Source organism: Chitinophaga filiformis, assembly GCF_900102545.1.
Taxonomy (GTDB): Bacteria; Bacteroidota; Bacteroidia; order Chitinophagales; family Chitinophagaceae; genus Chitinophaga; species Chitinophaga filiformis.
Map to the genome: position 1 here is coordinate 594,694 of NZ_FNBN01000001.1, position 13,303 is coordinate 607,996.

At 37.2% G+C, this 13,303-nt stretch carries 4 protein-coding genes; 3 read left to right on the forward strand and 1 reads right to left on the reverse strand.

Translation table 11 applies throughout. The annotated features are described in order from the left end of the window. Positions 1-21 precede the first annotated feature (21 nt). Positions 22-1,551: a hypothetical protein gene (locus tag BLR32_RS02440; RefSeq protein ID WP_089828648.1), complete on the reverse strand. Its 1,530-nt coding sequence runs from the start codon at positions 1,549-1,551 to the stop codon at positions 22-24. A 1,830-nt stretch (positions 1,552-3,381) separates the two neighbouring features. Here BLR32_RS02440 and BLR32_RS02450 point away from each other — a divergent pair. The 3 genes from BLR32_RS02450 (at position 3,382) to BLR32_RS02465 (ending at position 13,233) form a co-directional block, all read left to right on the forward strand. After that, positions 3,382-5,850, forward strand: coding sequence for an alpha/beta hydrolase family protein (locus BLR32_RS02450; RefSeq protein ID WP_089828650.1), 2,469 nt, complete (start codon positions 3,382-3,384; stop codon positions 5,848-5,850). 2,065 nt (positions 5,851-7,915) lie between these two features. Then, the gene (locus BLR32_RS02460) at positions 7,916-11,245 is read left to right on the forward strand and encodes a SusC/RagA family TonB-linked outer membrane protein (RefSeq protein ID WP_089828652.1); all 3,330 of its coding nucleotides are present in this window, start codon (positions 7,916-7,918) and stop codon (positions 11,243-11,245) included. Between the two features lie 317 nt (positions 11,246-11,562). Next, positions 11,563-13,233 carry a RagB/SusD family nutrient uptake outer membrane protein gene (locus BLR32_RS02465; protein WP_089828653.1) on the forward strand — a complete coding sequence of 557 codons (1,671 nt, stop codon included), beginning with the start codon at positions 11,563-11,565 and terminating at the stop codon, positions 13,231-13,233. Positions 13,234-13,303: the final 70 nt, after the last annotated feature.

Here is a 13,303-nt window from a genome sequence, read left to right on the forward strand (position 1 = left end):
ATTGTTAGGAGAAAGCGGATATTATATTGCCGGGTCGGCGACGGGTTCTACGTCCTCTTTTGCAGGTTTAGATTCCTGGAAGCTTTGTCTGATCACAAATTCCAGCAGCAAACCGGCAAAGGCAAGCGTGAAAATGAATGGAAACGCCTGGTACCGCAACACTATCGGTGAAGCGAAAACACTGAACGCCAGGTTACTGAGCCATATTAGCAGCATGATCCATAATACTGTCTTGTAATAAGTGCTGACTTTCGAAAAGCCCCCAAGGACGACAAATCCGATAAATCCAAAGAAGAAGATTACGTTGATCATGGCTAGTAACAGCGGAAATATGGCAGTGATAATGATCAATTTGTTCTTAGAGAAGTGATGAACTTTGTTTGATTTATAACCAAACCAGTTTACTGCGCCGGGATCGACAGTGTCGCTTGCCATATTATACATTCCTAAAAACTCTGTAGGGGGAGAATAGTAATTTATAAAATTAGGCCAGATGTAATAGCGAAGGAATTCGCCTGGATACTGTTTGATTAACCAGGCACCGTATTGGCCGTAAAAATTTGAGACAGATGCCCAACGTTTGAGATAGGGTGTAGTACTGTCTTTTCTGTATTTATCGATTAAATACAACTTTAGAGGAGCTTTATCATCCCATAGGTAATAGATGCCCAGTTCCTGATCGGGCCGTTGTTTGAGTCGGTTGAGGGAATCCATGTGCTTTACGGTAATGGAGTGAATTCTCGCGAACTGTTTTGGGACAGTTCCTCTATTGACTGGCGGAACATGAGCGTACATAAATAGGGCATTGCTTCCCATCTGCCATCCTCCAAAAGGGGAAAATGTGGCGATTCCCAGTCTTTCTTTAAATGTAAGTGTTGTGTAAAGCAAGAACCAGCCAACAGGAACAATAACAATAACTAATTTCAACAACTTTTCTTTAATTGCTCCATTTGCCAGTAGCACTACCAGAATGCTTATAGTGGGATAATATAGGGCATTGTAACGCACAGAGAACACAAATCCCAATACTAATGCATGAAAGATGAACATCTTACCAGTGGGGCGATACAATATCCAAAATAGGCTTGTTATCCATAAAAGGCTGCAAGTTGCAAATAAGGCATCGCTGGAGACAAAGTTGGCGATATAAAGCCAGAGCGGATTTAGGATAAGGGTGGCAAATAATACTCTCATTGTCCACTTGCCTGGCTGTAATAAGTATTTTATTGAGAATAAAAAAAATAGTATTGCCAGCTGTAATAATGAATATTGAACAATAACCAGTCCGGTGTCCGAACGATTAAATACACTAATGAAGCGGAGGAATTTGGAATAACCCACTGGCCACATGTTTATGTTTACATTGTTGTATGCAGCGTCTATGTAAGAGTACGAGTCTGGTAAAAAATTGGGGAAGGGATATAATTTAATTATAACAAACAACAATATCCCGGTCATTAGTACAGATAAAATTAAACAAATCCGGCTTTCTTTGTCGTCCCAAATATTCTTAAAAAAATCCGCAGGGAGTAAAGGGGCTTTAAGTGTCATATATCGCAGGTTAACATAAAAGACTTACGAGCACAATATAAATAGGAATAAAAAATTATAGTTACCAGATAGAGAATATTTAATCATCAGGGGCGATTACAGTTTCACGAGCCAATCTATTGACTATCTATCAAATAGGTAAACATCTTAATAGAGCGTCTTGTTAATCTTAGATCTTCAAAATAAATATTGCAATTCCGAAGAATAGAATACGAAGGTCAGTATCGTTAGCTCGAAGCTAGTTTGATGCCAAAGAAGTTAAATATCTATTAGAACGTAAAGCCATCGAAAACATAACATTAAAAGGGCTTCTCCAGGGGGCATATCAAAGAGAAGACAATGGCGGCAGGTGAATACCTGCCACCATGAAAAATATCGTATTGAATCATGACCTGCGTTGGCTTCCATCATGTGAATATAGGCCAGGACGGTACAATATGACTTATTAGTGTAACTACTATTTGCTTATCTCTCGAAGTTAAATAGTCACATATATTGTAATTAAGGGACATATGGTTGTTGGAATACTTGTAGTAGACAAACGAGTTGTGGTAGAAAATGCCCCAGGAATTACTATTGTCGTATACACCGTAAAAAAAACAACTGTACAATAAGTTCTTACTACCAATGGACCTCCGGGAGTAGTTGTAGTAAGGGTTGTTCCGTTGCTATAAAATACCGCGATAATTCTACTCATTTTAGAGGCAAAAAGGCCACCTATCAGAGCAAAAAAAACTATGGCTAGTAAAATTGATCTTGCTTTACGCATAAACTAAAATTTAGTAGTGAAGAAAAAATAACTAGAATATATGTATTCGCGTTCACAGCCGAACCTCGAAAGGCTATCATTCTATTGGCTATTTTGGCCTTCCCTGCAACAAGTAATGTATTAAAATATCCTGCAAATCAACCTTGGATATCGACGCCTTGTTAGGGTTTATTCGGGATATTCAATTAACAGTGCTTTACCTGAGCCATGCTAGTACAAAAATATAGTTTACGCTATATGCAAAAAAGGGAGAACATAGATACACATTAGAGATGCGGAATCCTTGCTAGTTTATGCGAATAAAAAGAACATCTCGGACTGTAATAAGAGTATTAAATAATAATCAGTCCGAAATCGACGCGACTAAACACACTTATCAACTGGAGAAATTTAAGATAGCTAACGTCACATATTTAAATTTACATCGTTGAATGTATCTACGATGTAGAGATACAATTAGGTAGAAATACAAAAAAGGTATATATTTAAGTATAGCGCACAATAATCCTTCGGTCATTAATACCACACATCAAGCACCTTTTTTTCATTACTGTGCTACTTTTTGGAAGTATCAATGGCTCCTTTAGAGTCATATATCGGAAGCTTAACATGTACAAAGATAGGCTCAACATAATAGGGTAAATAAGGTTTCACGCAACAGATACGGAATATTTATGAACTTCTCACCCAATGTCCCCCAACAATGATCAGCTAACTTATATATTACCAGAGATGAGCAGAAGCCGAGATCGGGTAAAGGGTTGACTACAAACTGCTATGCTTAAGGCTAGTCAGAAAAAAGACGCAACAAGAAATCCGACCAGCGCTAGCGCCCATGTAGTAACATAATGAGCTAAAGTATTCAGGACAGCGTTGGAATGTATATATTTAATCCCATTAGATCAGAATGCCACTTGGTCAACTACCTTCTCATCCGATGTGGTATTTTCTAACTAATTTCAATACTATATAACAAACGAATCAAATCAACATTGCCTTCTAACCGCGAAGCAACATCATCATCTATTGCTATTTTTAATACTAATATCACACATACTTTTATGAAACCAGCGTTCCTTCTACTACTGTTTTACTCATGTACAGCAAGCTACTTATCAGCTCAAAAGCCAGAAATAACTCTTCAAACCTATAAAATGTGGAGCAAGGTAGGTAGATATGAAATTAGCTCTAAAGGCGATTACATCGCTTTCATGACAGAAAACGAGCCGACTACCAATAAAACGCTTACAATTAAACCGACAGACAATAGCTGGGAAAAAAAATATGTTGGAGCTATTTTTTCTGGATTTACTAATCAAGATAGATCCGCACTGATAACAAAATCTGATGGCCAGACAATCGAACTTGACCTTAAAACCCAAAGTGAACTAGGTCTCGTATCGAGAATTCCACAGCACCAACCATTGAAAAACATAAATGTACAGAAGTCAAGAATCAATAATAAAAGGATTATAATCCAATCAATCTTCAATAAAAACTTAGATTCCATTGAGAATGTGATAAATTTTACATTATCGGCAACCGGAAATGCACTTATATTGAATATTGAGGCCACTCACAATCAACCCGTACTTTATTGGTATGATCTTAAAACAAGTACGAGGAAAAAAATATGGGAAGGTCTTAAAGATCAACAAATAGAATTTGTCCCCCCTATGGAAAATTGTAACCACAATCTTTTTAAAAAGCTAGAGCCAGCACCTGCAATTAATCAGACATTAGCAGAAGTTGATGTATGGAGTTATAAGGATGCCAACTATCCAAACCCCTATCTTTCGAAAAATAGGATAAATGAATCATTGTTCTCTATCAGTACTACAGGGGAACATGTGATAACAAATCTAACTGAAAAAAGCGAACGTTTAGTGTCAGCTGAAGGAGACTTTGCTTTGATTGAATACCGTGCCGGACAATTCCTGTGGGAAGCTACATGGAATAAAAATGCCAGAGCCACACTTTATTGCATTTCAATGAAAACTGGAGAAAAAAAACTAGTTGATAAACAGATCGGGGGAAAGTCATTGGAAGCAAAAATGTCTCCTGATGGTAGATACATTATAATAGCCGACAATAACATAAATTGTTATAAATCTTACAACACTAATAATGGTGAAACCAAAATCATTTCGAAAAACGGGCAAATTACTTTTACAACTCTAGATGAAGGTATTGAAATCCTTCCGTTCGATATATTCTGGCTCGAAGGGAACTCCTTTATTATTAGAGATGATTATGACTTATGGGAACTCGATGCCAGTGGGAAAGCCCCCGCGGTCAATTTGACAAAAGGATTCGGAAGAGAAAATAAGCTTGTATATAATATAATACCAGTTAAATATAAAGAAGGGCATTTGCTACTGAATACTTTTAATGAAAAAAATAAGGAATGGGGGTTTTATAGCCTAGATCTTTCGAAAAACGAAGTTCCAAGTAAACTCAATATGGGAAGATATTACTATGGCGGAGACCATCCAATAATTACGAAAGCAACAAATTCAAATACATATATACTGACCCGAGAAACTAACAATGAATCTCCCAATCTATTTGCAACCAATGATTTCAAAACGTTCACCAAGCTATCCAATGCACACCCTGAGAATAATTATAACTGGATGACTGCAGAATTAATTACGTGGGAAGGCCCTGATAGAAGAAGTTGTAGTGGTATATTATACAAACCTGAAGATTTTGATCCTAATAAACAATACCCTTTGATGGTAAACGTATATAATTCGTGCTCAGATCAGATCAACTCTTTTATGGAACCAGCAGAAAGTAGTGTAAAAAATGGCTTTTTTAATTGGCTGCCTGCTGCGTGGCTAGTGAGCAACAGATATCTTGTATTTGTACCGGATGTGAATTATAGAAAACCTCATTCAAACTTGCAAAGCTCACTTCAAATTGTAGTCTCGGGCATTAAAAAATTATTAGAAACGTGCAAGTATATTAACGGAGATAAAATTGGCGTGCAAGGTTCTAGTTGGGGGGGGGAACAAGTCAATTACATAGTGACTCACACCAACATTTTCGCCGCCGCCTTCACAGGTTCCGGATTTTCTGATCAAATAAGCAGAGCTGGTTTCTCTGATAGAATTTCAGATAATTATAACCTTCCAAGTGTAGAATCACAAGAAGGCGGTTTATTGACCGAAGTGCCGGAAAGGTATATAAATGAATCGCCTTTGTTCGCTGCCAACAATATAACTGCACCGTTATTAATCAAGCATAATTTGGACGATGGAGCCGTCCCGTTTTACCAAGGTCTTCAGTTCTTTAGGTTACTACGAAGACTCAATAAGAGAGTGTGGCTGTTACAATATGATGGGGGTGGGCATGGGATAAATCCAGGCAAAAACCTTGATGATTTCAACCTACGACTAGCTCAATTTTTTGACTACTATTTAAGAAATTCACTACCACCTAAATGGATGACAGTTGGAATTCCGCCCGAGATGAAACAAATGAATACCGGTTTGGAGTTAGACAGTAGCAATAGTAGACCTTAAATACTAACACTAATACTGTATTATCCTGTATTAAATTTATTGCCGAATATAGCAATGTCATTGAATGCTCAGGAATTAACACCTGTTCGCGAAATTCATTCTTATTATAAGCGCGAATACATGTAATATAGGACATATTCGAATAGTAAGTTTGTTGATTAAACGTAGCTTTCTTAATGTATTAGCCATGCGAATAGATGTTGTTTAAAATTGACAAGGAACATATATTAGTGCTTGGTAGACAACTTATATATATAAACACAGCACTGCTTCTAATAAATGAGTAAAGCTGCGGGGAACTTACGTCTCCGCAGCAATATGGATTAAGTACTAATTGACAATAGTATTTTCTATCCTATTAAATCAATTAATGGTCGACTTAACCAATATCCTTCGATTACTTAATTGGTTCTATAAATCGTAATCTGAGGACATGTTGTAGTTGGAATGCTCGTGGTTGACCAAGTTGTAGTCGTTGAAAACGCTAAAGGTAGTACTCTTGTAGTGTATGTCGTCTGAAACTCAACGGTACAATAGGTTTGTTCTACCAATGGTCCTCCAAGAACTGTGGTTGTAAGCGTTGTTCCATTACTAAAGAACGTATTTGAAACTCGTGCAGCTTTAAAAGCTAACGCGCCCCCAATTAATGCGAATAGGGCTACACCTGATAATATAACTTTGGCTTTTGTCATAAAGAAATTGCCTTTGTAAATTAAAAGGCTAAATTTTAGTTAACAAATGATATGCCTACTCTCTTTTAATGGTTTTCGGCTACCCCATGCCAGTAATTGCTTGCAAGTCAACACAGGCTTTTACTATATAGCAGTTATTTATTCTGGCATCACCAGTGTTCATCTGCTTAATGCACAGCTGTTAGTCTTCTATTAAAGTGATAACAGCCATATCCATACATCTCGAAAAAAGGGAATCTGATTGTTATCATTAATACTCTGTGTTAGCCATCTCAAGCTTCAAGGCGGCCCTTTTTTTGATGATCTTGCTTATTGCACTGCAGTGCGCCCTGTTATTGCAGTGGAAATTCCCTCATGGCAACTAGCAGCATAATACAATTCTATTTAATTATTATCTCTTCATCATTTCTGAGTTACAAGCTCAGAAATTCAAGACACTGGCACATTATAAGTTACATATAACGTTATATATTTCATCTTAATTATAAAGAGCTTCTTAGAAGCCGACTAGTCATTGCGTCATTTTGTCAAGGTTTAAAATCACCAGAATAACATGATTTATGAAATAGGGTGAGCCTACTAATTATATAATTAACGCTGTGGTCCATTAACCTTTCATAGTGCATTGAATCATCTTCCATAAAAGTAACTAAAACAATATATCTAGCATATAGTATCATCAGGTATTAAAATAGTACATAGAGAATTTGTTCAGATTTCATTTTACCTGGGCGACTGAATTACGATCACCAATGCAATCACATGCCACTGTGAGTTACCGGCAAAATTGTACATTCCTATGTAAAATCTTCCCATTGAACAATCTTTAATATGCAGAGGTATTTTCGCTCATATTTCCCAGGCAACCTAGGAGAGAAGATTGGCACCTTGGATTTGATAACAGCTAAAGAGTAATTGGTATAAAACTTTAAATAGCTCCGCTTACAAGCAAAGTTATCCAATTCCAGCTCCTCTTAAGAAGCTCGCATCCTTATTGATATTTTTAGTTTTCCGATCAATCAGGTTGTGGGGTAAATAACTAGAGGTCATGCTCAAGGCTTTCGTTGATTTTATTGGTAATCTATTAATTCCCTCATAGATGAACCGATTCCAATTGCCAGCTTCGTCGCAAGGCAATGCGCCTACAGAATGTTAATACCAAGTTAACAAACCGAATAACGTTGTTAAGTTGAACAATTTCTTATCTCAAGTAGTGGTACATAAGACATCAAATCGATACTATAATAATATAGTGATTGTCTAGGTATACTTAACATCTAATCGAATCTCAAGAAACTATACCTTATAGACGGGAGTATACACTATATAATAAATTATACCATAAATACTATAACCAACCAAAATCGAATGCGATGAGATTGCCATTATTTCTTTTCTTTTTCCTACCTTACTTACAGGTAGCTACATATTGCTTGGGAAAGACACAGGCCGATCAGAAAATCACACTTTCCGGCACTTATACGCTACATATCATTTTTCAGAAAATAGAACAACAAACAGGTAAAAGAATCTATTACACGAACTCAATAGTAAACGACGAAGAAAAAATTCCAGTTAATCTTAAGGCCGCCTCGATTCACCAAGCTTTAGAGCAGATCCTTGGTAATAAAAATTTGGAGTGGTCAGTTGAAGAGACATATATATCGATTCGAAAAAGCAAAAAAGCTACTCTATTAACAGAATCAGATAAGCCAGACAGTACGATATCTGTTAACGGTAGGGTAATCAATGAAAAAGGTGAACCAATTGCAGGCGCCACCGTTTTGGTAAAAGGGACTCGGATAGGCAGTACGACGCAATCGGACGGATACTTTACACTAAATAGTGTGCGCCCTAGCTCTTATTTGCTTATCAGTAATGTTGCATTTCTGACAAAAGAATTACCCGTACAGGGAAGAAGCTCTATCGGGATTATTGAGCTCGAAAGATATATAGGAGTACTTGATGAAACACAAATAATAGCATACGGTCAAAGTTCTCGCAGAAAAGGTACAGGTAACGTAAGCACGATAAAGGCAAGTGATATTGAAAAGTCTCCCGTCTCTAATCCTCTCTTGGCCATGTCGGGAAGAATCCCGGGTGTATTTATTCAGCAATCCGCAGGAGTGCCAGGAAGTGGAGTGAAAATTATTATTCAAGGTCAAAACAGCATCAATAGCGGTAATGATCCCTTCTATGTTATTGATGGAGTACCCTACACATCCCAGCTTCTACCAGGTTTGACTGATGAATTAGGTGATTCTGGGCCCGGAGCTGCTGGAACTTCACCTGGCACTAGAGGCAATCCATTAAATTTCATCAATCCCCAGGATATCGAAAGCATAAATGTATTAAAGGATGCGGATGCCACGTCAATATATGGAAGTCGGGCGGCCAACGGAGCAATTATAATAACAACTAAGAAAGGGAAACCAGGCAGAACATCTGTGAATGTAAACATTCAAAACGGATGGGGAAAAGTTTCTAAGAAGGTGAAACTTCTCAATACTCCCCAATACCTGGAAATGCGAAAAGAGGCGTTTGCCAATGATGGGATCACAACATATCCCGATTATGAATTCGACATTAATGGCGTATGGGATCAAAATAGATACACCGATTGGCAAAATGAGTTTCTTGGTGGAACTGCTAAATATCTAAATGCATATTCAACTATTTCTGGAGGTACAGAAACCAGTCAATATTTATTTGGCGGCGGGTTTCAACAAGAAGGAACAGTAACCCCACTAAACTTTTCTGACAAAAAAGCATCACTTCATTTAAATCTGAACTCCACTTCCGAAAACAAAAAGTTTAAGTTCTCGTTTTCAGGGAACTATGTTTCCGACAATAACCAACTAGGTGGTACTTCCGTACTTGCCACAGCCGCCTACACTTTGGCTCCTAATGCTCCCAAACTGTACAATACTGATGGAAGCCTAAACTATGAATACTACAATGGTGAAATTACGTTCTTGAATCCATTATATTTAGCTAGTCAAATTTATTCAAACAAAACCAAAAACCTAGTAGCAAATGCGACAATCGGCTATGAAATCATCAATGGACTTGAGTTAAAAAGTAGTTTTGGCTATAATCAACTTCAATCAAATGAGATCTATGCAATTCCAACTAACGCATTACCGCCCTCTATAATGCCATATGTCCCTCGCACTGCAAACTTCAATACAGCTGAAATTAGCAACTGGATAATAGAGCCTCAAGCGACCTATAAAAAAAATATCGGCTCGGGTGAATTAAACATCCTTATAGGTAGCTCAATCCAGCAGCAAAACAAAGATCGACAAAATCTAAAGGCAGAGGGATTTTCTTCAGACGAGGCAATTTTCAATATCAAATCAGCGTCATCAATAATAGTTGACGATGCTCAAGATGCTGTTATCTTATCGAACTATAAATATGGCGCCGTCTTTGGGCGTCTAAACTACGAATATAATAGTAAATACATGCTGTCTGCGTCAGTAAGAAGGGATGGATCTAGTAGATTCGGTAGAAAAAACAGGTTTCATAGCTTTGGCTCTATTGCTGCCTCATGGGTGTTCAGTAATGAAAAATTTCTAAAACCATTTTCACGTATTTTAAGCTTCGGAAAGATAAGGGCCAGTTATGGGGCGACTGGAAATGATCAGATAGGGGACTACAGTTACTTAAACTTATATCAAAATACAACCACACTTGGCACAAATTACCAAGGCATAATAGGATTGGAGCCATTCTCCAACTTCCCTAATCCATATCTTCAATGGGAAACAACACGTAAACTCTCCACAACTCTTGATTTGGGCATATCAAATGACATTTTATTTATAAGCTTAACATATTATAGAAATAGATCTTCAAATCAATTGTCCACACAAGCACTACTTTCAATTACTGGCGGATCTGGAATTCGAACTAATTTACCAGCTACAATTCAAAATACAGGATTTGAAATAAGTTTAAATACGACTAACGTAAAAAACAAAAATATTACGTGGACTAGTTCATTTAATTTAACAATACCAAGAAATAAGTTACTTGGCTACAAGGGGATAGATGTTGCCGTAAAAGACGAATTTGTTGGCAAACCACTCGGTGTAATAAAAGTTTACCATCTTTTAGGTGTCGACAAAAATACTGGATTATATACTGTCGCAGACAGAAATGGGAAAGCGACTTCCATGCCAGATGCGAGCCTAGATAAGACCGTTTATATTGACCAAAACCCGAAATATTATGGGGGGGTACAAAACAGCTTTGTATATAAAAGAATTAGCCTAGACTTCCTTTTCCAGTTTGTAAAGCAGCTTGCCGGAAACGGCATATTTGGGAACTACTTACCAGGTGCAACCCCTTCGAATGAAGTAACATCTGTTTTAGATCGTTGGCAAAAAAAAGGAGATGATAAACCAATTCAAAAATTTAGCACAGACCCTTCACTTTCATCAAAATGGCAATTGGCGAATCAAAGTGACAAAGCTTATTCGAATGCATCCTATGTTAGACTGAAAAATATTTCTATATCATATCAATTGCCAACATTGCTAATTTCCAAAGCGAAACTTCAAACTGCTAGAATTTACTTGCAATCGCAAAATTTGCTGACAATTACTAAATATATTGGAGGCGATCCCGAAAATAGGTCTTTGAGAGGAATACCACCGTTAAAAATGATAACAGTCGGAATTCAAGTTGGTTTGTAATTCAGCTCTTTCGCCTTTAAGCAGCTTCTTTAAATGAAGCTCAAAGAGCACTCAAGTTTTCTTTTTTAATGCACCAAATATTAGTGCTACTATCTGTACATCCTTCATACTTGTCCCTTTAGTCCCGCTAGGAAACCGTAAATATCGGCGACAGATCTGTATGAAGTGATCTAAAGATATGTTATATATCTGGGCATTCCGATCGGATATATATACCACTTTGATAATTTGTTCCTACATCTGCTGTCGCCCAGCAGATATGACAACGAGAGAATGCTGAGTCGGCAAAATAAAATGAAACAATTAAAAAAAATAAAATGAAGTACACTATAAAACAAATAAATAAATGCATCATCCACCTATTGTTAGGAAGAAGGCACAAGTCGGACAAAATAGTACAACAAACGCCAACAAAAGTGATAGTAAATGCCTACTGTACTCTTAAGCTACCGGCCCGACGTAAACAAAATAATTATGCTAGCAACCTGGGCACCTATGACAGCAATATATCAGGAACGAGAACGGTTACGAAGACAAAGATAAAACATGATATGTCGTATCTATTTCTTATCCTCTTTTTCGCGATAAACCTAAACTGTACTAAATTGTTGGATGTCGATTCGCCAATTACGAACACTAACGGTGAAAATGTTTTCGACGAAAATAGCAGTGCCATTGCTGTACTTACAGGAATTTATACAAACATGAGTAAGTCGGATATAAATACCGGTACGGGATGGCTAACAAACATTTCTTTTACTACTGGTTTAACAAGTGACGAACTTGAGTTATTTGACAAAAGCATCAGTTATTATGTTCAATATTATGCAAATAATATATCGCCAGAAGAGAATACCTGGGCATATATATACAAAATGATATTCATTAGTAATTCAGCAATTGAACATATACCCGCGGGAAAATTGTTGTCACCGCAAATAAGAAGCCAATTATTAGGAGAGGCAAAGTTTATTAGGGCACTCTGTTATTTTTACTTAACGAATATATATGGGGACGTTCCTCTTGCTATAACATCTGATTATAAAACAAATAGCCTTTTACCTAGATCATCAATTACTGAAATTTATACTCAAATAATTAAAGATTTACAAGATGCAAAAGCGCTACTAAGTGAAAACTATATTGCAAATGATGGAGTGAGTGAAACGGATGAGCGAATTAGGCCTAATAAGTCAGCTGCAAGTGCTTTACTGGCACGCGTATATCTTTTTCGAGAGAAGTATGCTGAGGCAGAATTAGAATCCTCATCACTAATAGACAATCATAATCTTTATGAGCTTGTGGAAATTGGTTCAGTTTTTTTAATGAACAATAGAGAAGCAATTTGGCAATTGCAGCCCGTGGGCACAGCTGCAAACAAAACTGCAAATACAAGAGATGGACAAGTATTCAAATTGTTGCCATCATGGCCACAGATAGGAGTTCCTGTCAGCTTAAGTGAAAGATTAGCTAGTAGCTTTGAAGCACATGATTTAAGAAAAATTAATTGGATTGACAGTATCATTGTAAATGGAAAAACTTTTTATTATCCATACAAATATAAGATCGGGTTGGAAAATGAGCCAACGAAGGAATATGCAACGGTTCTAAGGTTAGGCGAGCAATATCTAATTAGGGCAGAGGCACGAATTCAGTTGGGAAAGATAAGTGAGGGAATTTCCGATTTAAACATTATTCGTAAACGATCAACTGATCTGAGTGCCGTACCTGCAGAACAATTTACCCAACTTTCGTTATCCCTATCGAAAGCTGCAGCACTGTTGGCGGTTGAAAATGAAAGACGACACGAGCTATTCACTGAATGGGGCCATCGGTGGTTTGATCTTAAAAGAACTGGGCGGGCTGATCAAGTGTTGGGTATTATTAAACCAGGTTGGCAATCTACCGACCAATTATTCCCTCTACCAGCAAATGAAATTATCGGCAATCCGAATCTTGTAGGTCATCAGAATCCAGGATATAATTAAGCTTCTTGTTCAAACATTTGCAAGAGAACTGATATCCAGCACTTTGCGAAGAACAAAGTAGATATAGTAC